At 58.5% G+C, this 20,172-nt stretch carries 33 protein-coding genes; 20 read left to right on the top strand and 13 right to left on the bottom strand.

Annotated elements, in window-relative coordinates:
* Positions 1–52 precede the first annotated feature (52 nt).
* The 13 genes from A8B82_RS09605 (at position 53) to A8B82_RS24790 (ending at position 7,276) form a co-directional block, all read left to right on the top strand.
* A complete protein-coding gene (locus A8B82_RS09605; RefSeq protein ID WP_067291346.1) occupies positions 53–1,036 on the top strand; it encodes a phage Gp37/Gp68 family protein in 984 nt (327 codons plus the stop codon).
* Positions 1,033–1,272 (top strand): hypothetical protein, encoded by a 240-nt coding sequence (locus A8B82_RS09600; protein ID WP_067291344.1) that lies wholly within the window; start codon positions 1,033–1,035, stop codon positions 1,270–1,272. The genes A8B82_RS09605 and A8B82_RS09600 overlap by 4 nt, the downstream gene beginning before the upstream one ends.
* Positions 1,273–1,274: 2 nt before the next feature.
* Positions 1,275–1,769 (top strand): HNH endonuclease, encoded by a 495-nt coding sequence (locus tag A8B82_RS09595; RefSeq protein WP_161489444.1) that lies wholly within the window; start codon positions 1,275–1,277, stop codon positions 1,767–1,769.
* Complete coding sequence (locus A8B82_RS09590) at positions 1,744–2,256, top strand: hypothetical protein (protein WP_067291340.1); 513 nt, start codon at positions 1,744–1,746, stop codon at positions 2,254–2,256. Before A8B82_RS09595 ends, A8B82_RS09590 begins: the two co-directional genes overlap by 26 nt.
* Before the next feature lie 220 nt (positions 2,257–2,476).
* On the top strand, positions 2,477–3,850 hold the full coding sequence (locus tag A8B82_RS09585; protein WP_161489443.1) for a DUF4942 domain-containing protein: 1,374 nt from the start codon (positions 2,477–2,479) through the stop codon (positions 3,848–3,850).
* Between the two features lie 119 nt (positions 3,851–3,969).
* A complete protein-coding gene (locus A8B82_RS24180) occupies positions 3,970–4,110 on the top strand; it encodes a hypothetical protein (RefSeq protein WP_161489442.1) in 141 nt (46 codons plus the stop codon).
* Between the two features lie 18 nt (positions 4,111–4,128).
* A complete protein-coding gene (locus A8B82_RS09580) occupies positions 4,129–4,608 on the top strand; it encodes an HNH endonuclease (RefSeq protein ID WP_067291337.1) in 480 nt (159 codons plus the stop codon).
* A 51-nt stretch (positions 4,609–4,659) separates the two neighbouring features.
* Positions 4,660–5,016 (top strand): hypothetical protein, encoded by a 357-nt coding sequence (locus tag A8B82_RS09575; RefSeq protein ID WP_067291335.1) that lies wholly within the window; start codon positions 4,660–4,662, stop codon positions 5,014–5,016.
* Positions 5,009–5,599 (top strand): hypothetical protein, encoded by a 591-nt coding sequence (locus A8B82_RS24415; RefSeq protein ID WP_067291334.1) that lies wholly within the window; start codon positions 5,009–5,011, stop codon positions 5,597–5,599. The genes A8B82_RS09575 and A8B82_RS24415 overlap by 8 nt, the downstream gene beginning before the upstream one ends.
* Positions 5,599–6,222, top strand: a complete 624-nt coding sequence (locus A8B82_RS09565; protein WP_067291332.1) for a hypothetical protein — start codon at positions 5,599–5,601, stop codon at positions 6,220–6,222. The genes A8B82_RS24415 and A8B82_RS09565 overlap by 1 nt, the downstream gene beginning before the upstream one ends.
* 1 nt (position 6,223) lies before the next feature.
* On the top strand, positions 6,224–6,457 hold the full coding sequence (locus A8B82_RS09560; RefSeq protein WP_067291331.1) for a hypothetical protein: 234 nt from the start codon (positions 6,224–6,226) through the stop codon (positions 6,455–6,457).
* Positions 6,458–6,467: 10 nt separating this feature from the next.
* Positions 6,468–6,713 (top strand): hypothetical protein, encoded by a 246-nt coding sequence (locus A8B82_RS09555; RefSeq protein ID WP_067291328.1) that lies wholly within the window; start codon positions 6,468–6,470, stop codon positions 6,711–6,713.
* Between the two features lie 317 nt (positions 6,714–7,030).
* The gene (locus A8B82_RS24790; protein ID WP_443069335.1) at positions 7,031–7,276 is read left to right on the top strand and encodes a helix-turn-helix domain-containing protein; all 246 of its coding nucleotides are present in this window, start codon (positions 7,031–7,033) and stop codon (positions 7,274–7,276) included.
* Here the strand turns inward: A8B82_RS24790 and A8B82_RS09550 are convergent.
* From A8B82_RS09550 to A8B82_RS09495, 13 genes are all read right to left on the bottom strand, one after another.
* Positions 7,191–7,889, bottom strand: coding sequence for a hypothetical protein (locus A8B82_RS09550; protein WP_067291327.1), 699 nt, complete (start codon positions 7,887–7,889; stop codon positions 7,191–7,193). The two genes, A8B82_RS24790 and A8B82_RS09550, sit on opposite strands and share 86 nt — an antisense overlap.
* 192 nt (positions 7,890–8,081) lie before the next feature.
* Positions 8,082–8,351, bottom strand: coding sequence for a hypothetical protein (locus A8B82_RS09545; RefSeq protein WP_067291325.1), 270 nt, complete (start codon positions 8,349–8,351; stop codon positions 8,082–8,084).
* Complete coding sequence (locus tag A8B82_RS24175) at positions 8,348–8,512, bottom strand: hypothetical protein (protein ID WP_161489441.1); 165 nt, start codon at positions 8,510–8,512, stop codon at positions 8,348–8,350. Before A8B82_RS24175 ends, A8B82_RS09545 begins: the two co-directional genes overlap by 4 nt.
* A 5-nt stretch (positions 8,513–8,517) precedes the next feature.
* Positions 8,518–9,024: a helix-turn-helix domain-containing protein gene (locus tag A8B82_RS09540; protein ID WP_067291324.1), complete on the bottom strand. Its 507-nt coding sequence runs from the start codon at positions 9,022–9,024 to the stop codon at positions 8,518–8,520.
* Positions 9,021–10,202 (bottom strand): DNA-methyltransferase, encoded by a 1,182-nt coding sequence (locus A8B82_RS09535; protein WP_067291321.1) that lies wholly within the window; start codon positions 10,200–10,202, stop codon positions 9,021–9,023. The genes A8B82_RS09540 and A8B82_RS09535 overlap by 4 nt, the downstream gene beginning before the upstream one ends.
* Positions 10,199–10,582, bottom strand: a complete 384-nt coding sequence (locus A8B82_RS09530; RefSeq protein ID WP_067291317.1) for a hypothetical protein — start codon at positions 10,580–10,582, stop codon at positions 10,199–10,201. The genes A8B82_RS09535 and A8B82_RS09530 overlap by 4 nt, the downstream gene beginning before the upstream one ends.
* Positions 10,554–11,393, bottom strand: a complete 840-nt coding sequence (locus A8B82_RS09525; RefSeq protein WP_082899220.1) for a DUF1376 domain-containing protein — start codon at positions 11,391–11,393, stop codon at positions 10,554–10,556. Before A8B82_RS09525 ends, A8B82_RS09530 begins: the two co-directional genes overlap by 29 nt.
* A complete protein-coding gene (locus tag A8B82_RS09520; protein ID WP_235604656.1) occupies positions 11,390–12,844 on the bottom strand; it encodes a DnaB-like helicase C-terminal domain-containing protein in 1,455 nt (484 codons plus the stop codon). The genes A8B82_RS09525 and A8B82_RS09520 overlap by 4 nt, the downstream gene beginning before the upstream one ends.
* Positions 12,819–13,205, bottom strand: coding sequence for a hypothetical protein (locus tag A8B82_RS09515; RefSeq protein WP_067291310.1), 387 nt, complete (start codon positions 13,203–13,205; stop codon positions 12,819–12,821). The genes A8B82_RS09520 and A8B82_RS09515 overlap by 26 nt, the downstream gene beginning before the upstream one ends.
* A gap of 134 nt (positions 13,206–13,339) precedes the next feature.
* On the bottom strand, positions 13,340–13,801 hold the full coding sequence (locus tag A8B82_RS24785) for an HNH endonuclease (RefSeq protein ID WP_082899218.1): 462 nt from the start codon (positions 13,799–13,801) through the stop codon (positions 13,340–13,342).
* Positions 13,802–13,917: 116 nt separating this feature from the next.
* Positions 13,918–14,253 carry a hypothetical protein gene (locus tag A8B82_RS09505; protein ID WP_067291306.1) on the bottom strand — a complete coding sequence of 112 codons (336 nt, stop codon included), beginning with the start codon at positions 14,251–14,253 and terminating at the stop codon, positions 13,918–13,920.
* Between the two features lie 177 nt (positions 14,254–14,430).
* On the bottom strand, positions 14,431–14,763 hold the full coding sequence (locus A8B82_RS09500) for a hypothetical protein (RefSeq protein ID WP_443069334.1): 333 nt from the start codon (positions 14,761–14,763) through the stop codon (positions 14,431–14,433).
* Positions 14,760–15,011, bottom strand: a complete 252-nt coding sequence (locus A8B82_RS09495; protein WP_067291304.1) for a hypothetical protein — start codon at positions 15,009–15,011, stop codon at positions 14,760–14,762. Before A8B82_RS09495 ends, A8B82_RS09500 begins: the two co-directional genes overlap by 4 nt.
* A gap of 94 nt (positions 15,012–15,105) precedes the next feature.
* Here A8B82_RS09495 and A8B82_RS09490 point away from each other — a divergent pair, with 94 nt between their 5' ends.
* The 7 genes from A8B82_RS09490 (at position 15,106) to A8B82_RS09460 (ending at position 20,172) form a co-directional block, all read left to right on the top strand.
* Entirely contained in the window at positions 15,106–15,741 is a 636-nt protein-coding gene (locus A8B82_RS09490; protein ID WP_067291301.1) for a LexA family transcriptional regulator, read from the top strand.
* A 176-nt stretch (positions 15,742–15,917) separates the two neighbouring features.
* On the top strand, positions 15,918–16,964 hold the full coding sequence (locus A8B82_RS09485) for a PD-(D/E)XK nuclease-like domain-containing protein (protein ID WP_067291299.1): 1,047 nt from the start codon (positions 15,918–15,920) through the stop codon (positions 16,962–16,964).
* On the top strand, positions 16,961–17,929 hold the full coding sequence (locus tag A8B82_RS09480) for a ribosome modulation factor (RefSeq protein ID WP_067291296.1): 969 nt from the start codon (positions 16,961–16,963) through the stop codon (positions 17,927–17,929). Before A8B82_RS09485 ends, A8B82_RS09480 begins: the two co-directional genes overlap by 4 nt.
* Positions 17,929–18,246 carry a LexA family protein gene (locus A8B82_RS09475; RefSeq protein ID WP_067291295.1) on the top strand — a complete coding sequence of 106 codons (318 nt, stop codon included), beginning with the start codon at positions 17,929–17,931 and terminating at the stop codon, positions 18,244–18,246. The genes A8B82_RS09480 and A8B82_RS09475 overlap by 1 nt, the downstream gene beginning before the upstream one ends.
* The gene (locus tag A8B82_RS09470) at positions 18,243–18,656 is read left to right on the top strand and encodes a DUF1364 domain-containing protein (RefSeq protein WP_138069727.1); all 414 of its coding nucleotides are present in this window, start codon (positions 18,243–18,245) and stop codon (positions 18,654–18,656) included. The genes A8B82_RS09475 and A8B82_RS09470 overlap by 4 nt, the downstream gene beginning before the upstream one ends.
* A complete protein-coding gene (locus A8B82_RS09465; protein WP_067291289.1) occupies positions 18,653–18,874 on the top strand; it encodes a hypothetical protein in 222 nt (73 codons plus the stop codon). Before A8B82_RS09470 ends, A8B82_RS09465 begins: the two co-directional genes overlap by 4 nt.
* A 14-nt stretch (positions 18,875–18,888) precedes the next feature.
* Positions 18,889–20,172 (top strand): hypothetical protein, encoded by a 1,284-nt coding sequence (locus A8B82_RS09460; protein ID WP_067291286.1) that lies wholly within the window; start codon positions 18,889–18,891, stop codon positions 20,170–20,172.

Genomic DNA, 20,172 nt, shown 5'->3' with positions numbered 1-20,172 from the left:
TCGCGGCCGCGCTGGTCGCCGCCAACTGCGCTCACCTGAAAGGAGACACCGCATGACCAACCAGACCAAAATCGAATGGACGGACTTCACGGTCAATTTCTGGGAGGGCTGTCAGAAGGTCGGACCAGGTTGCGACCACTGCTATGCCGAGGCGCGCGATGTGCGGTTCACCGGCGGATCGCATTGGGGGCCGGGCGCACCGCGCCGCAAGGTCAAAGGCGGGATCGCTAAGCTGCGAAAGATCAACCGGGATGCGCCGACGTTCCACGAGGCGCACAGCCACTGGCCGCGCGTCTTCTGTTCCAGCCTGTCGGACGTGTTCGACAACGCGGTTAACCCAGCATGGCGAGCCGAGGCATTTCGCGAAATTGCGCTGGCCGAAAACGTCCGTGTCCAATTGCTGACCAAGCGCGTTGGCAACGTCGAAAAGATGGTGCCGGACAGTTGGTTTGAGGCCGGATGGCCCGCCCACGTCGGCCTGATGATCACGGTCGTAAACCAGGCCGAGGCAAACCGGGACATTCCGAAGCTGCTGGACCTGAAAGCGCGGCTGGGGATCCCTTGGGTAGGTTTGAGCATGGAACCGCTGCTGGGGCCGGTGGACCTCAAAGAATGGTTTGGCTCAGCGCCATACCTGCCCGGTGCTTCTACCCATGTAGGAACCGATGGTTTTGAGCGCCAAGATATAGGTGGCTTAATCCTTGATGGCGTCGACTGGATCATCGTCGGCGGCGAAAGCGGCCCGCACGCGCGCCCGATGCACCCCGATTGGGTGCGGTCATTGCGCGACCAGTGCGCGGCTGCTGGCACGCCGTTCCTATTCAAGCAGTGGGGCGAGTGGATGCCGCGTGATCGGTGCCTGCCAATTCTACCAGAGGATCTGACGGTCTGGCCGAATGGCAAGACTGGCGGCGGTATAGGCTCGGCAAACGAAAATGGTGGGCCCGGCTGGCCATCCATCAAAGTCGGCAAGAAGCGCGCCGGTCGCCTGCTGGACGGGATCGAACACAACGGGTTTCCGGGGGCGCTGGCATGAGCAAACAGAACCCCGCCATCGTCACCTGCACCATCTGCGGCAAGCAGACCACCGGTGCCAAAGCAATGCAGGCGCACCTTCGGGACAAGCACCAGCTGACCGGTCGGAGGGCGCACCTGATTGCCAATCCCCGCGACAAGCAGGCTCGTGACAACCACCGGCTGCCGAAGTACAGGCCTGCGCCGCTGGTTCGCCCCGCAAGAAATCTGGATGATGATTTTGAGGTGATCGAATGAGTGTGTCAGAAGCCAAGATCAAGCGCTTCATCGGTTGGGCCGAAGGTCAGGGAGGCGAGAGCGTTCCGCTCACCAATGAATACGAGATCGCCCGGATCAAGCACAAGGGCGGCACCTTTGTCCTATACGTCAACAAAAAGGGCGGCTTGTCGTTCTCTGACAGCGCGGCCCGGCGCGCATGGGCTGCGTTCCTGGAGGGTAAGGCTTGGCCGATGAACGTCAGGCACAAGCGCAGCAAGACCGAGGCGAAAGTTGCGCGGCTCCGCGAACGCGACGGTGACGCCTGTTTCTTCTGCGGCGATCCGTTCAGCCTCCAGAACCCGCCCACCCTCGAACATCTGCTGTCGATCGTCCACGGCGGCAGCAACGTCATCGCGAACCTCGCCCTCGCTTGCGAGCCCTGCAACCAAGAGGTCGGCTCGATGGACGTCGCCGACAAGATAAAATTCCGGGATCAGAAAAGGAGATCACATGACCAGCTTGACCGAACTGCATAAAGAGGCCGCAAGGCTGACCGCCCAGATCAAGGCGGAGGAGGAAGCCAGAGACAAGACGCTGAAAGACCTCACAGCGCAGCGCCGTGCTTGCCGCGAGGCGATCAGCATGGCCGGATCCGCCCTGGATCTCGAGAAGATCAAACTGGCCGAGCAGGTGATATACGTGCGGGGCTCTTTCAAGGAAGCGGGCGATGATCGGCACTTCACCGTGAATAAGGCCATCTCCGTACTGACATCAGACAGCGGGCGGTTCCTCTGGCGCGAATATGTCGGCACAAAGAGTTATGACCGCTGGCACGGGCAGTACATCGACGCGCCATACGGCATGGGTCCGACCCATGGCCATGTGATCTTCGCCATCGGTTTGAACCAATCCATTCGTGATCACCGCGCATGCGGAAATCTGACACCGGAAGAGATTGAGGCATGCCTTTACTATTTGGGGGCGCTCGAGTTGATCCAGGAGTCGAAGGCTGCGGCAGCCTGATCGAAACCAGACGTTCTCCAACACTTGAGACCCTGCAAGCCAATAAACTTGCAGGGTTTTTCATTTTCCACTGTCCAAAAGTAGTGAAAATCTCTACAAATAGCATACAGGGCAATGAAGCCCCGCCTTTTTGGAGAGAAGTATGAACGCTCACACGCAGCTTATCCCCCGCAGTTCCATCGAACACCTGTGCAAGCACCGCGACCTCGCCTTGGCGAAAATGCGCGAAAGCGCCGAAGCCTTGGCTGCGGCATACGAGATCGGGACCGAGGCCAACCGGCTTGCCTCAATCTCATATGTCGGCCAGGCACCATCCGGTCGGCCCGGCGACGACGGTGCTTTTGGAGCCCTGTTCCCCAGCGCCGCCTTCGATCTGGAAAAATCGCTCGAAGCCTACCGGAAGCACATCGACCGCCGGATCTGGAACCACCTGCTGAACCAGATGGGAATCCGCAAGATGATGGATGCGGAAGGGCTCAAGGAGTTGAACGATTCCATCAGGTCCGACGTGCCCGAGGCAACAGCCGACAACGTGCGCGCCACCCTCCAGACCCTTCACGGCGACACCGATATGATTTTCCGGCGTGGACTGGTTAACTGCTTTGCCAAGCTGGATCGGCGCTTCAAGAGCCATGACGGGTTCAGGATCGGCAGCCGCATCATCATCGACCGGGCATTCAGTGACATGAGCGGCAGCACCAATTACGGCAGCACATGGGACACGATTGCCGACGTCGAGCGGGTGCTGGCCGTCCTCGATGACAAAAATCCCGAAGGCTCAAATGCACTCCGCGCCGCGGTCGACCGTGACCGGCGCGGCCACTACGGGCCACAGCAGTCACAGACCGAAACCGCATATTTCAGGATCGACGGCTTCAAGAACGGCAATGCGCACCTCTGGTTCACCCGTGACGATCTGGTGAAGAAGGCCAACCTGATCTTGGCCGAGCATTACGGCGAGGTTCTGGCAGACGCCTACGACGAGGGCGACGGCGAAGCTGACCTGTTCAACAAATCGACCGAGCTATCCAAAGACCTGCAATTCTACCCGACCCCGCCCGAGGTAGTGGAACAAATGATCTATGGGTGCAGTTTCAAGAACATTGATCTGAAGGGGCGCAAGGTGCTGGAGCCGTCGGCTGGACAGGGCGCCATTGCCCTACACGCCGCCGAGAAGGGCGCGCATGTCACAGCGATCGAGGTCAACCCTGACCACTGCGCCGTGATGAAAAGCCGAGCCGGCCGCATGGCTGCCGAAGGCACGTTGCGGATTGCTCAGGCCAATTTTCTGAAGGTCACGCCGCAGGCGAAATATGAGTTCGTCCTGATGAACCCGCCGTTCTACGGCACGCACTACATGGATCACGTCAGGCACGCCTTCGAGTTTCTGGCACCGGGCGGTATGCTGATCGCTATCCTCCCAGCTTCCGCCCAGGTCAACGAGAGCCGGAAGCACAACGCCTTCCGCAAATGGGCTTGGGATCACAACGATCTGGGATGGGCCGGGCCGTTCCGCGATCTGCCGCCGGAATCCTTCAAGGCGAGCGGAACCATGATCCAGACGGTAACGCTACATCTCAGAAAGCCGTCATAAGAGCTTGGGGCCGTTTACTATTTTCGGCCCCACATTTCTTTTTTGGTGTACAATGTAGCGATAATCGCTATGTTTATCCCATAGGGCAATGAAGCCCGACCAATTTTGGAGAGAAACCCGTGAAAACCATCGCCCTAGATTTCATCATGCTGCACGGCGGCAACGTGTTCGCCATCGTGGGCTTTGCCATGATCCTGTTCGGCGCTGTTGGCACCTACCGCGAGGCCAAGCGCCTCAAAGACGATCAAGGCGAGGGCTGAGAATAAATGGGGCAAAATATGAAAAACCTAAATCTCCTGAAAAAAGCACTGGCGTACAATCCAGATACCGGAATTTTTACTTGGAAGGTTCGTGTAAACGGCAGGGTGCCAGCAGGTCAAATTGCCGGTTCATTAGATAAGGACGGCTATTTGGTAATTCAGTTCAAGGGACTGCGTTACAAACTCCATAGGCTCGCCTTTGCCTATATGGGAAAGCCGGTTCCAAAACTCGTTGATCACAAGAACCGCATAAAAAGCGACAACCGGTGGAAAAACCTAAGGCCAATCTCGTCTTCCGGGAACGCTCTGAATTCTGAATATTCCGCTCCAAATGCCACAGGATTTGCTGGGGTCCAAAAGAGCAGGAATAAGTTTCGCGCCGACATCAAGCTCGCAGGTAAGAAAATCAATCTCGGAACATTTGACACCGCTGAAAAAGCGGCAATTGCGTACTCAAAAGCCAAAAAAAACCTTCATGGGAAAGCCATGGGGGCCTGACCGAAGACACCTAAAATTCACATCTAAATTCCAACCAAAGGAGAAAATCACATGCTAGATCGTTCCACCCTTTCCGAAGAGATCGAAGCCGATCCGGTTGCCTGCTTCATCGAACACGCCGGCGGCACCACCGACACGCTGCTCCAGCGGATCCCGACCCATATGCAGCCGGGGCTGGTCCGATACCTGTTGCTGGGTATCAAGCCGGGCAGCTTCCTCCTGTCGGTTCTCGCAGGCGAAAAGGAACTGGCCGAGCGCCGCGCCGATGCGGTGAACACCTGCATCATCCCGACGTATTTTGCCCATCTCGCCCAGGAGTGGCCGCAGGACAGCTGGGGATCGTCGGACAAAGTGCGCGGATGGGTCGAGCGTGGCGGCAAGATGGGAAGGGAGATTGCAAATGCCTGATCGGACGCATTGCCAACTGACCGTCTACGGGCGACCGACGCAGGACGCATACGACGCACTGTCGAAGGTTTGCGCGCCCTTCACTGACGAGATCGACGCCAACAGCTTTTCGTTTCCGGAAATGGCCTACGGCCAAATGCCGGATGAAGTGGTCGAGGCGCTTTCCGAAATCGACGTCGCGTATATTTGGGACATTTCGGCCGACTATGGCACCCCGCCGAAATGGAACTACCGCTTGGCAGACGGGTCAGAAGGATCCTTCGCGACGTCGGAGGGTGAAGTCGTCCTCTCTCTGGTCCAGATGGAAAACAAGGAAATCCTGAAACGGGCCAAGGACGTCACGGCAATGTCGGCCGAGAATGACTTCAGGATCGTCGGCGACACGTCGGTCACGCTCTCATACCGCGAACACGCCACGATGCTTGCCGCGCTGCGCTTTTGGCAAAGGTCAGGCTTGGGCGACGGTACAAGGGATCTGGTCGACGGCCTCCCCTATCACCAACGGGACATTGCGACCGACGACGGCACGCTGGACCCCCTCACCGTCGAAGAGATCGACGCACTCTGCGAGCGGATCAACTGATGTCGTTTCAGCTGGATATGTTCGGGATCCTCGAGCCCAAGCCAGCGCCGCGCCCCTACGTCCCGCCGGTCACGCGGGACGTGGAAACGCGGGCCTACGGCGGCAGCGTTCTTGCGATCGAGGAAGGACAGCCGGATCCAGTGGAGATCGACGTGGACGGCACGCCCTGCGTGATCAAATTCGGCTTCGGCTGGTCGACATATGTGGTCAACGGTCCCGGCAGCCTGTTCTGGTCGGAGACGGGTTTTCGGTCCTTCGCAACTGGCGGTGGATCCCCAGATGAAATTGACCAAATCCGCGAGGCAATCCGCCGATACATCGCCGCGCCACCTAAAGACGGCAATGGGATGGGCGGCAAGCTGGTGCCGTGGTGGCCGAGTTACATCAATCAATGGCGCAATAGCCTGGCTTTCGAGTTGCGATGCCCCAGAGAGGATACTTGGGCGCAATGGGGGCCGGAAAAACACGCAGAGTGCTGGGCGGACCACGACGCCAAACAGGCCGAAGCGATCGCGCAGATGGAGGCCGACGGGATCGACCCCAACGACGTCGGACCGCCAGCGCACTTCAAAGGTCAGTGGCCGACATTCGGGCCTGACCTCTTCAACAGAAAGGACACCTAAGATGCCGCACCCAACTCCAACCGAAGAGGGCTTTTATTGGGCCAAGCTAGTTCACCCGCGCAGGATGCCGGAAGGTGAAGATTGGGCTTCGGTGAATTATGAGGTTGTCCAAGTATCAGACAACAACGGCACGGGCGAAGATCAGTGGCGGGTCTACGTTGCAGGTATTGAACCGGGCCAGATGATCGACGCATTTATCTGGGGGCCTCGCGTCCCTGATTTTAAATCACAGTAAAGGACGGACCATGACCGACCCAGAAAAGGAACTGCGCGCCAGCTGGACCGCCGAAGGTGTACCGCAGGAGCGTCAGGATCAGATGATCGCTCAGATCGTAGCCAAGGCGCAGCCCGGCGCAATGGTTGGCCCCTTTCGGATACCGGATCGCGCGCCCCTCAGAACTGAGATGACCGAAGCCGGTGAGCAGACTGTCATCCCCGGATGCGAGCGCGACGATCCCCGCACCGGCGCCAAGCAGTTGAGCCTGTTCTGATGGATCCAGCCCTGCACGAAAACGGCACCGCCTGCCCCGCCTGCGCCCTTCGACGCGAAGAGGCAAACCGGAAGTTCTCCGGCCCCGCAAACGTCCCTTGCAACAACTGTGGCGACACAGGGAGGGTATCGGCTGGCGCCCATGCTGTTGCTCATGCAAACGTCACATGGGCCCGCGCTCATTATTGGCCCGAACGGGAACGACGTTGGCGAATACAGAACGAAGGGGTATAGGTCTCACCCGTCCGACCACCCTACCCCCCAAATATCAGACAACGCGCCCCACGACCCCTTCCAGGCGCCCCACCGGAGAAAAAAATGGCCTTCACCCAGATCAAGATGACACCCGCAGAGTTTCGCGAGGCGCGGCTGGCGTTCGGGCTGTCCAGAAAGGAACTGAGCCGAGAGCTGAACGTCAGCTTCGACGCCATCAAGAAGTGGGAAGATGACAATGGCTACGGGCCTCACCCGACAGCGATCATCGCCATGATTTGGTTTCGAGAGGGGTTTCGCCCGAAGGGTTCGGTTTTGCCCAAGGTCGATGCGGAGGCAGGTGGTCGGTAATCTCGATCGTATCCAGGTCGACCGACGTGCGCAGATATTCACGAAGCCATTCCAGCGCGACCACCCATCTCGTGTAATCCGCCCTGGCTGTCCGGATCTCCTGCGGATGGAGCGACCAGACGCAGGGGCACCAGCTTTCCTCCACCTTCACGCGCCGACGGATCTTGTGTTTCGGGTTTTTCGGGTGTGGCGTCTCGACATACCGATTGTACCGGCGGATCACCACGCTCTTGCCCATCGGCTTCATCGCGAAACCGCGCCGGGGCATCCATTCGGCAGGTTCCATCTTTGCGACAGCACCCGGCATCCAGTCTGGCACCCGCCCGGCGCGGGCATGCTCTGCCACCGAGATGGCCAGGCGGATCCGGCCGGGCATCATGGCAAGCCTCGTCAATCCAGCCGCGATCAGATCAGCATCACGGTGCGGGAAACTCCGCCCACCGCCGTCAATCCGAATCCCACCCAGCTTCATGCGCTGCATCAGGACGTATTCTGTGCCGATCGCCTTGACGTGTTCGGCCTTCCCGTCGTTGAGATCCAGCTGGGCACACTCGGTCATGAACGCCCACTCCAGCGCCATACGAACCGACAACTGACGCTTATCGAGGGCCATATTGTTCCTCCGCCCATGCTTGGATCTGACTGCGCAGCGGTTCCGGCAGATCCGCAGGTAAAATCGCGACGACGCCGGTTTCGAGCCAAGCGCGGCGGCGAAGTCTTTCGATCCGGCTCCAGACCTCCCAATCAGTCGGCGGGGTATCGGGCATTGCCGATCGGTAAATTGGGCTGATGCGCGCTTGGCCCCTCATTCCGTCGGCCCCCAACCTGGATAGACTGGATGATCACCACGCGCATAGGTGAGATACCCGATCCAGATTCCATCCTCGACCTTGACCCGACGATACTGCGCAGAGCCATTCGCGCAGTTGATATGCAGAACATCTTCGGAGAAATAGAGGGCATCCGAAGCAACAGCCGGATCGACGCGGATTTGTTTCGGCCAAAACGAAACGGCATACAGGCGGCGGACCCCATTTTCTATGCGCTCTTGAAATTTCATCTCATGGTTTTTCACTTCGCTGCCCCCTTCTGAAATTCGATTTTCATGTTCGCAATCCTGTGCCTGTCCTGTTCCGTGTAGGGTTTGACGACAACACCGGGCGGTGGGTTGAACAGCATCTGAGCGAAGCCCTCCAATTCCTCCAGCGTTGAAATCCGATCTAACTGATCACTCACGGCGGTCACCCGTTGGCCCTCTTCATGGCTTTCGTCTGGAGGCCCAACGCCTTCAGGTGACGAACAACGGACCGTTCGGAAATGCCAAGTCGCCGCGCCAGCTCTGCTCCGCTGATGTCATTCGTGAAGGCCGCTTTGACCCTTGCGAGTTCGTCAGCGCCTCCATTTTTCATGTGAGTTTCCGAGCGGGAGAAATGCAGCCCCTGCGAGGACGCATCGGCATAGACCTGGTGGATCTTGACGTTGAGAAGAGAGGAAATCTCTTCCGCGGTCATGCCAGCGTTATAGTGTTTCGCGACCGCAGCGCGCCGTTTCTGAACCCTCTCGGATCGACCTTTCGAGGCTGCGCTACCGGCCCATCTGGTCTTCTCGACATCTTTCGAAACGAGGTGTTTTCCGTCCCACTCATACCCAGGATGCCAGGTCGCGCCGTTCGCGCATTTGGTGACGCCTTGTTTCTCGATATGTTGGTCGATCAGGGCCCGCTCTGCGGTTGTGATGATGTCCGTCATAGTAGCGACCCTTGAATGATTTTCCCTTGCTCATCTTTTTGAACACCTTGGTCGCGCTCGATCCTTTGGAGTGCGAGGTGCGCATAGTCAGGGTTCAGTTCGATCAGGGTGGCGTCCATTTGCATCCGGTCGGCCACCAGCCCGGTTGTGCCTGCGCCGCCGAAAGGGTCGAGGACGGCACCACCAGGCGGGCACCCGGCAGCGAGGCAACGCTCAACCAGTTCGGGAGGAAAGGTCGCAAAGTGCGCGTCTTTGAATGGCTTGGTGGCGATCTTCCAGACCTGGACCGGGGCTGGCTCATAGTTGCGAAGATTGCGGCCGTTTTCGATTTGCTCGGCCTTCTCCATCTGGTCCCAACGCTCGTTGAAACCGGCGTGACGGCGGGAGTGGCCGCGCTGCTTGTCCTTCTTTGGACCGCCTACCGCCTTCATGGTCCCATTGGTCTTGCCGCCAGCGTGGGCGCGGTCGGATCCAACCTGACTGTCGACATCTTGCGAATGGCGTTTCAAAGACGACTCTGCCGCGCCCTGTCTCACCTCCCCCGCGTCGTAGAAATACCGGGGCGCCTTCGTGAACATGAAAACCTTCTCATGCGCGGTTGCAGGCCGGTCGCGGATGCTTTCCGGCATCGGGTTCGGCTTGGCCCAAATGATTTCAGACCGGACCCACCAGCCCCATTCCTGCATTGCGATGGCGAAACGGTTCGGCACCATGCACAGGTCTTTGGGTTTGAGATAGCCGCCAGAAATTACACGGCCTTTATGTGCAGCCTGCCCATTGGAGCCCTTGTTATTTGTCCGCCCGCGCCGATCCTGGGCTTCATGATCAGGTGAAAAGATTGGACCCACCGTGGAGAAAGGTTTGTCGCGGAACGTCCGGTCATCACCTCCGGCAGCCTTTGTGTCGGCAGCACTTCTTCCGTTCGGCGTGGTCGCATAGCAATCGCCATAGTTGACCCAGAGCGTACCTGTGTCCTTGAGAACGCGATGGATCTCAGCAAAGACGGTCAACATCACATCCAAGTGCTCAGCCAGCGTGGGTTCCAAACCGATCTGGCCTTCAACACCATAGTCGCGAAGTCCCCAATAGGGCGGCGACGTGACCACGCAATCAAAAGTCTCGTCAGGAATTTCGCGCAGGCGATCCATAACGTCGCCAATGAGAACAATTACCGTCATTCTGCAGCCACCCGCAGCGGGGTTTGACCGTTCTCGTGCCTCTGCAGGGCGATCTCAGCGGTGCGAATAGGTTCCATCTCGGTCTTGATGCGCGCAGCAATCTGCCCAGGTAGAGGTTTCCTTGCGCAGTTCGGGTTGTTCGGGCCGATCCACCAAATGCAGGCATCGTGCAATGCCCACTCCGGAGGGTTGCCGATAATTTCCAGCCAGTCGTTGGCGACATCGGCGGCCTGCCCCGCTGGCAATGGGCTGACGAAATAATGGTTCAGCAGTGACACGACGCGCTTCGCAACGGTCCGATCACAGGCGGGTTCACTCGCCACTCCCAGAACCGCCTTTGCCTGTGCGGCTTCAGTTTCGTCGGCGAAGGGCCGCGTCAAGAAATGCGTCTGCTTGTGCCTGATGGACGTTACCGCCAGCCGGGCCGCGCCGAGGGTTGTGGGGTGTGATATTTCCGTTGCCATCGACGGCCTCCATCTTTGGTGTTTTGCTGTTGCGCATCCAGTTCCGCCAGGTCGCTTTCCAGTCGGATTTCCGACCGGGTGCGCCGGGTTTCGCAATCCAGTAATCTTTGAACTTTGCGGCTTCTTCTCGGATGGCATCGACCGCCCATCCCTCAGAGACAGCCCAATCGCCCCATTCTTTCGGCAGGTGCCAATCGTCGGCGAGACGTGTCCCGCGTGGGTTCGACCTTGTGGTCGTCTTTGGATCAGATATTGCCGGAAGGATTTCAGGATCGGTCTTTTTTGAAGAACCGTTAGGTTCTTCTTTTCCTAATGGTTCTGGTTCTGGTTCTGGTATGGTTTCGATTGGGTTTTCGTTTTCAAAACCATTGGCTTTTGCTAAGTCTTTGTTTTTCGACAATACAGGCCTTCCGCCCTTGGCACCGTTTTTCCGGTTCTTGTCGATTTTTTCTTGCGTGTTTTGCCAAATTTCCAAGACCTTTTTCTGCGAAATCTCGTCGCGTTCGAAGATCAACATGGGCGCGATCCTGGCCTTGGTGCGCTTCCATTTTGCCGCCGACAATCCGGTGATCCGGGCATTGTCACGGTCATCGTCTGGCACCCATCCATTGCGCCGCCACATCGCTGCAATCAGCAGCAGATAGGCACCGTGTTCCTCGGTACTCAGGTGGGTCGTATCTGCGATGTAAGCATCCCAGAACATCGGCATTGATGGGGCTTGGCTCATATCAGTCCATCCGCGACATGGGACCGGTCGTCGTAGACGTTCGACGTCGCCAGATCGACATAAAGGGGAACGGTTTTCAGGGGGCCAGAACGCTGCTTGGCGATGATCACGTCCATCTTGTCGTGGCAACGCTCTAGCGCTGCGCGCAGGTCGGCTTCCTTCTCGACATCACCGCCGCCGAGGTTGTTCAGGCGCCGCTCAAGGTAATAGGCCTCGCGATAGGTGAACATCACGACATCAGCGTCTTCTTCCAGCTTCCCGGACTCCCTGAGATCAGCCAGCATCGGCGTGGGAGGATCCCGCTGTTCGACCTGTCGGCTCAGCTGGGCCAGGGCCACGACCGGCACGTTCATCTCGGTCGCAAGGCTCTTGCAGAGGTCGGACGCCTCGGACACGCGGTCGTAGGTGGACTTTGCTCGGGATGACTGGATCAGCTGCAGGTAATCGAGGACAATCAGGCCCAACGGACAGGCGCTATCGTCCATGCGCTGTTTCGCGCGCTTCGCCGCCGCTCGTAGCCGGGACACCTCGCGCACATCGCGCTCACCCATGTAGATCGGCAAGGACTCCTGCCGCTTGCTCTCTTCGACAAGGGCGCGCATTTCGGCCTCGCTCAAGTCACCCTTGAGCATCCGATTGTAAGGGATCGTCGCCTTCCGCCGCGCAAGCCCCAAGGACAGGAACCGCGTGGCGACCGCTTCCGCGTTCATTTCCAACGACGGAAAGAACACCCCGGTCCCGGCCTCGGCCGCGTTGAAAATGAAGTTCTGGGCCAACGTGGTCTTACCCATCGAAGGCCTGGCCCCGATCAGGATCATGTCGCCGCCGCGCATCGTGCCAATGGCGGCATCCAGCCGACCGAGGCCGGTCGGAACGCCAGGCGGGCTCACACCCTGGTAGGCATCATTGATCTGCTGCACGGCGCCGATGATGGCGCTCAGGTGGGACCGGATCAGGGGCTTCACGCTGGTCTTGTTCAGAAGGCCCCCCGCGGCGGTTTCGACGTCGGTTGCAATTGCCGCAGCGGCATCCCCGCCTTCGATCCGCAGTCGGGCATCATCAAACGACGCAAGCATCTGTCGCTTGGCCGACAGGTCCGAAATAATCGAAGCGTAATCGACAACTGCAAACGAACTGATGGCAGCCCCGGCAAGACGCACGAGATACTTCGGTCCGCCCAGCTCAGCCAGGCCTTCATCGTTTTGCATCGCGGCTTTCAAGGTCACCGGAGACGCCAGCTGACCGGCGTCGATCCGCTCCTTGATCTTGTCGAAAATCCGCTGGTGAACCGGGTCGTAGAAGTCCGACGTGTCGATGACCCCCAGAACTCTGGAATAGGTCTCGTTGTTCGTCAGCAAAGCCCCCAGCAACTGCTGCTCGGCTTCGGGGCTGCTCGTGCAAGACGACAGGTCTTTCTGGGCTAGGCTATTGATCTCTGGCATGAAGTTCATCACCGAATAGGCCTGGGACCATCGAGACCCCGAACAGACGCACGCGGCCCAAGTGCCAAGCCGCCGCCGCATCGCTTTCATCGAAGTTGGCAACCTTCCATCCGAGGCGCTTGCAGGCCTCGAAGACCCGCGGTTTAGCCATGTCGGTGCGCAGGCTGCGCTCACCGATCAGATATTCACGAATGTCACCGACGGAATATTCAGCAACCTTGACGCCCTTCATCCGGGCCACCCCGAAAATGCAGCCACGGTAACCGAAGGCCTGCTGCACGCGGGCTTCCTTTCCAGCGACACCAGCGGCAATCCCCTTTTCGATCACCACGGCATCAGGCCTCCACTTGTCGATCAGTCGCGCGGTCATTCTTAGTGCCTGACAAAAGCGGACATCTTGTGGGTCGCCTGGCTCACCGATGATCTCAGTGTGGCAAACAGGAATCCCCCTAACTTCGCCGAACGCAACGCCAGTGACGCGACCCATATCGAACGCCAGGACCTTCAATGTTCACGCCCTTCGAGGACGTTCAGAACAGCAAATTCTCCGTTCATTCGAATGGCACATTCATTGTAGGCACGCGCAGCATCGATCTTGCTTTCGAACGTGCCGATGTGAACCTGAACGCCGTTATGAGTGATGATGGCTCGGTACTTGGCACCTCGCCGATATACCCCCTTAAACCCAGAGGTATTGTTTATCTGGGGCCCCCGATTGCTCAGGTTCTGAGATTTGGTTGCGAGCCTCAAATTGGAGAGGCGGTTATCACCTGGATTTCCATTGCGGTGATCGACGTCGGTATCCGGCCAACACCCGTGAACCCACGCCCAAACTACTCTGTGGGCCTTAAAGGGACGCGCAAAGATGTAACCCTTTCGGTATCCATTGCCATCAATGGAATACAGAGCTTCGCAACCTGCGTATTTTGTGTTCCACGCCTTGCCTGCGCCTGTGCTCTTAAACATTTCAAGAGGACGAGGCAGCCAAGATAAAGTCCCTGCGTCAGGGTCGCAAAGCAACAACCTGCGCAGGTCTTTTGGGGTCAAAAGCGTTTCACCAGTATTGTGTTGGCTGGAGAAGCTCACTTCGCAGGCTCAGTTTTGGTGGTATCGGAGAAGATGTCCTGCGCTTCGTCACGCCATTTCTTCGACAGCATCACATCAAACATCGGCTCGAAGGTGCGCAGAAAATCGGCACGCGTCGTCTCGCTCATGGCGTTGATCTCGCGGATCATGCCGGCTGCCCGTTTGTGCCAACCCGTGTCAGCCAGAACCGACTTCAAATGAGATCGCAGAGAGCCGGTTGCTTCAGATATGGCCTTCTGCTTGTTCTCCATGTCTGAAATGAATGTTTCGAGATCTGCATAGTCGACCTCAAGTTGCGAGTTGTCGCCGATGGTCTTGTCGTCCTTGGGCATGATGTTTCTCCTTATGCCGATGGTGGAAGTCGGGTGACCGGCTCTGCCCGAAGGCAAGCAGTCACATCCCAAGGCGTCTGAAATATTTTTCCGCCTTGGTTTTCAGTCGGATGTAGGCCTTGAAGGCACGCTCCGCGCGCGCCTCGTAAAAGCGTGCGCGGAGATAATCGAACAGCCTCATCTCCGGCCCTCGATCTTGTCGAACACGACCTCAGCCCCTGCGATCGCCATGACGGCCATCACGTAGCGCAGGCTCGCGTCGTTGTTGCAGCGCAACCAATTGGTGACCTGACGCGGTGACACGTCCAGGACCCGGGCTGCACGCAGGGCCAAATCGGCCTCGGAATGCGTCGGGAAGGCACGCCACAAAAGGGCGGCAAACCATTTACGGGAGGCTTCGGCCTGATCCCGGCCAGTTCTTGCAAGATTTTTCAAGGCTTTGTCTCCATGTTTCACATGTGAAGATGAAACAGGTTCAAAACTTGAGGGGGTTCGAAAGGCGGCGGTCATTGTGCCGCCGCCTTCAACTCTTCTTCGGCTTCGTCATCTGGAAAGAAATCATTTGGCGTGATCTCGATATTCAGACGCTTCGCCTCTCGCAACAGAACGACCGAGCGCTTCATTGGAATAAGCCCGTCCGTACCGCCGCGCTCTTTGGGCTGCGTCCATTTCCAGACCTGGGAGGAGTGAACCCCGGTCAGATCGGAAACGGCTTTCGTGCCGCCAAAGGCTTTTATGATGCTGTTTGCTGGTTCCATGACACCTCAACTTGCGAAAATCCCTACAACTGTCAAGCATTTTGTATCGTATTTCACCATATTCAGGTGGTGATCTTTTCGCTTAGGTCAGGCAATGGACGTGATTGATAGCAACTGGATCAAGGCGAGGATGACGGGCAAGCGCGGCGAGCAGGCCCGCCTGGCTGAGGCTATGGGCATCGACAATGACAAGATGTCGAAGGTCTTGCGTGGCGACCGTCGAGTTCAGCCAGAAGAGATACCGGCCGTCCTGAAATTCTTCGGCGATCAAGAATCGCAAACGACGATCCCCGGATTTTCCGAAGATACGCGGGCGCTCGAATCGCTGATACCTGTCTACTCCGTGGATGCCAGCGCAGGCGGTGGTTCCGTCGTGCTGGAGGAAGAGGTCACGCACAGCCTCGCGTTTCCTGCCGAGTATCTTAAGAAGCTGACCAGTAGCCAGATGGGCGATTTGGCCATCATCAGCGTCAAGGGCGACTCCATGGAGCCAACGCTCCTGGACGACGACGTGGTGCTGCTCGACTTGAGCAAAACGAACCTGGCTTTTGACGGCTTGTTCGTCTTGCGGTTTGACGACGTTCTACACGTCAAGCGGATCGGGAGATCTGGACGCAAAGATCATGTGACCATCCTATCCGACAACCGCGACATCTACCCGCCGATCGAGGCGCCGACCAAAGACATCACGCCCGTTGGCAAGGTTCTCTGGTACGGACGCAAGGTCTGAACACCCTAAAATTTAAGCAATCGCACCCGCTCTGAGCGGGTTCTTTTTTGCGTTACGTTTCAGCAAGCTACACCGTTTGCGGGTTTTGTAGTCTTTTTCACTACTTTTAGGCTTGTCGAAAAGTATCGTTTATCGCTATAAGGGGTCAGAACAAAACCGCCACACGGAGACCCCAAATGCGCGATCACTTCGATCACGAGATCAGGACGCTCGAGCCTGACGAACTGATTACCGAGCCCGGTTTCTACAACATTCCGATGGAGAGACACCACAACCAGCCCTGTGATGGCTACAGCGTGACAAGCTCGGTGCTGCGGACAGTCGAGCTGAACAGCCCCGCCGATCTCTGGCTCCGGCACCCGGACAATCCCGACCGCGAAGTCGAGGATGACAAGACCGCGTTTCGGCTTGGCAGGGTCATGGCCGCATACATCGAACGCGGACCCGAAGGCATGGAGGAATTTGTAAGGATCCTCCCTTCTGCTCCAGCCTCCATGTCCGTCCCGGAAATGATGAAACTGGCGAAGTCAGGCAGCGTAAGGCCGAAAGCGCCACCTCAGCGCCCGACCTTCGATCAGATCGTCCGGTATGTGGAAGGCAACCCGACACCTGCCGGGGCGCGCGCTGTCGAATACTGGTACGACATCGACAGAGATCCCAGGGAAAAGGTTTCCGAAAAAGAGTGGGAGATGATCGCAGGTATGGGCCGGGCTTTGGCCGCGGACCCCGCAGCCTGCGCTGCGCTTGGCGGTATTCCTGAAATCACAATGGCATGGCAGGACGACCGCACAGGCATCTGGTGCCTCGCTCGGCCTGACCAGATTTCCTTCTCAGGCATGATCTCCGACTACAAGAAGGTCAACACCCAAGGTCGACCGTTCAACGGCTGGCTGGTCGATGGCCGGATTACCCAGCACGGCTACGACATGCAAATGGCCTTCGCTGCCATGGGCTTCGAAATATTGACCAGAAACAAGCCCGATCAGGTGGGGCTGGTGTTCCAGTGCGATGCGAAGCCTCACCACGTCATCCTGCGCGAGATCGAGGAAGAGGATCTGCGCATTGGTGAGTTCCGAAACAATCGCGCGCTCCAGACCATCAGCAACTGCATTGCCAGTGGAGATTGGCCCGGTCCCGGCGAACACGTCGAAGCCTATCGGCGAAACAAGGCGCAGCGCGAACGGCTGCTCGAAGAAATGAACTTTGCGGGAGTTGCACCATGAACGAAGAGGCTAGAGCTACGTCGATCACAAACATTCAGGTCGCCAAGGAGGTTGAAGGCATCTCCAGTATCGACCCCGGCCTTGGCGCGTATCAGTTCGAGAACCTTGGCGAACTGGTCCAGTTTTCGGATCTGATGTCGAAGGCTGACGTCATGCTGCCGCCGCACCTGCGCCACAAGCCTGCAATCTGTCTGGCGGTCACTATGCGGGCGATACAGTGGAAGGTCGATCCCTTCGCGCTGGCAATGGAGACCTATCAGGCCAAGGAGAACGGGCCCATCGGGTATCAGGCGAAGGTGTTTGTGTCCGCTCTCGAAGCATGTGCCGGCATTCAGCTGAATTACGAGTACGAGGGCAATTTCACCATTACCAACGAGCCGGCCAAGAGCTCCAAGGGCAACGTCGTTGCGCAACGTGCGGCAGTCGGAGATCGGCGCTGCATCGCATGGGTCGAATTGAAGGGGCGCCGCTTCGAATACGTCAGCCCCCGCCTTGATGAAATCACCGTCAAGAACTCACCGCTCTGGCATTTGGACCCCGATCAGCAGCTTACCTATTACGCTGCGCGCGGTTGGGTGAGGCGCCATAAACCCAGCGTGATGATGGGCGCCTATTCGGCTGATGAAGTCGAAAGCATGGAGCCAATGCGCGACGTCACGCCGAAGCGTGGGGCTTTCGCTCAGCTGGCGGAGGACGCGCGCCACGCCGCGACCGAGACGACCGAGGAAGATCAAGCCCAAACGGAAGGCGAGACCCCCCAAGAGGCCGATCAAAGCCGCACGAATGTGCAGGTCGAAGAGCCCGAAGTAGATACGGAATCGCCGGCCTACCAGAACGGTGTCGAGGCTCGGGAAGGTGGTCTGTCTCGCGGCGATTGCCCCTACCCCAAAGACCCCGTTTCCGCCTCCAACTGGTTCGCCGGGTGGGATTCCGTCGAAAGCGACCACAGCGAGGACTCTGAGTGATGACCGAGCAGCAGAAATTCGCCCTCCGTTTCATCCGGGAATACATCGAAAAGCACGGCCACAGCCCAGCCTACCGCGATATTTCCAAAGGCATCGGTTTGAAGAGCGTCGGCCAGATCCGTCCAATTCTCACGCAGTTGCAGAATTTGGGCAAGATCCGCTTCATCCCAGGCCGGCACCGCAGCGTCGAACTCGTGTCGCCGATGGAACGGGACTTGGCGCGTGTCATCGCGACCTACGATGACGGTTTGATTGACCCCATTGAGGCGATTGAACAGGTGCGGACGATCACCATCGCTGCGGAGGCCTTCGCGTGAGCGAGTACGAGTACCGCCCGCACATGCTTCCGAAGGTCCGTTCGGAAGACTTGATGAACGCCATCGGGGGTACATTTTCCGGCCGGCACGTATCCCTGCCGATGCCTTGCACCATGCGGATCGCGGGGCTGGTCGGGTTGCGCTGCGCTGATCGGCGCACAGTGGTCGGATGCCATTCCGGCAACCTTGGCAAGGGCATGTCCACGAAGGTCTCCGACTTATCTGCCATCGCGGGGTGCATGACCTGCCATGCGCTTTGGGACCGGGTTCAGACCGGCTGGCGCACTCTTCATACCGACCCGGATCTCCGCGCCCAAATGTTTCAGCGGATTCTGGCGGCAACGCACGAAACCCAAGCGATGCTGGTTCAGGACGGCATCATCACAGTCAAAGGAGCAAGCCTGATATGAACGAACGGTACAAAAGTTTGGACGTCATCCTGCCGCAGGGCGCGCGCTCCAGACACATGAAAGCCTCGCAGGCAATCGAGAACGCTGACGATCTGCTGCCGGCTGATGCTCTGGATGGAACGTCGCAGGACATTCGCCAGGCCATCAAGCACCTGCAGGCTGCGGCCGAAAATCTCACTGAAATGCTGGCCTATCGCAAAATCATGGGCGTCGACTGAAAAGGAACCGACTGATGAAAGACGAAATTGAAACAACCGAAACCGCGCTGGTCGTCATCGAGCCGAACCAGATCGCGACAGCCTTCTCTGAGGGCAACGTCGACCCCATCCTGACCCGGATCAAGGAAGAGGTCGCGCTACACACGCCCGATGTCAGCACAAGGAAGGGCCGTGATGCGATCAAGTCCCTCGCCTACAAGGTGGCCCGGTCCAAAACGCTGTTGGATGAAGCGGGCAAGGAACTGACAGCCGAGGCCCAAAAACAGATCGACCAGGTGAATGTGGAGCGTCGGAAGATCCGAGAAACGCTGGACGAATTGAAGCAGCAAGTTCGGAAGCCCTTGGAGGTCTGGGAAACCGCCGAGGAAGAGCGCAAAGCCGCGCTTCGCGAACGGATGAAGGTGTTCGACAAGGACCGGACACATTTCAACATGGCATCATCGGAAATCACAGCCGTGATCACCGAAGTCGAAGCGGTCGAGGTCGAAGAGGGCTGGGACGAATTGAAGCCGATGGCGGTCGACGCCAAGGCCGACGCGCTGACGAAGTACCGGGTCGATCTCGACTCCGCAGAGGTCCGCGAACAGCAGCAACGCCAGATCGAAAAGCTGAAGCAGGAAGCCGCCGAACGCGAGGCGCGCGAGGCCGAAGAGCGGCAGGCTCGGGAGGCCAAAGAGGCCGAGGAACGCCAGGCCCGAGAGCAGAAGGAAGCCGAAGAGCGCGCCGCCCGCGAAGAGCAGGCCCGGATTGATCAGGAAAAGCAGGCCCGGATCCAGCAAGAAGAGGCTGAGCGGCAACGGCTTGCCGAAGAACGCGCCGACAAGCAGCAGGCCGCTTCCGACATCATGGATCACATCAGCGGGTGCGGTGCCGGAAAGATCGGTCCCGACGATCAACCGTTGGGCCTGATCCGGTACGAGTTGGAAAAGAAGATTCCGCCCGAGATCGAAAAGCTGCTGGACGAAGACAGGAAGCGCGTCGAGCAGCACCGCCTTGCCACGCTCGAAATCGTCACCCACCGGCTCAAGGTCGCCGAGGAAGAGGCGGAACGCCAACGGGTGGCCGAGCGGGAGCGTGCTGAGAGTGAGGCCGCCGAGCGCGCCTTGGAGGAAGCGGCAGAGCGGGAGGCTGAGGTAGCCCGTCTGACTGCCGAGGATCTGGAAAGGCGCAGATCCGATCAGGCCCGTCGCGACCGGATGCTGAAAGAAGTTACAGCTGCCCTGGCTGAATATCCGATCGAGGAAATGGCCCAGGCCATTTGCGACGGCAAGATCCCGCACGTTCAGATGGTGTTCTGA

It is taken from the genome of Sulfitobacter sp. EhC04, assembly GCF_001650875.1.
Lineage (GTDB): Bacteria > Pseudomonadota > Alphaproteobacteria > Rhodobacterales > Rhodobacteraceae > Sulfitobacter.
The sequence above is the reverse complement of the archived record's forward strand: the minus strand, read 5'-3'. Positions and strand labels throughout refer to the sequence as shown.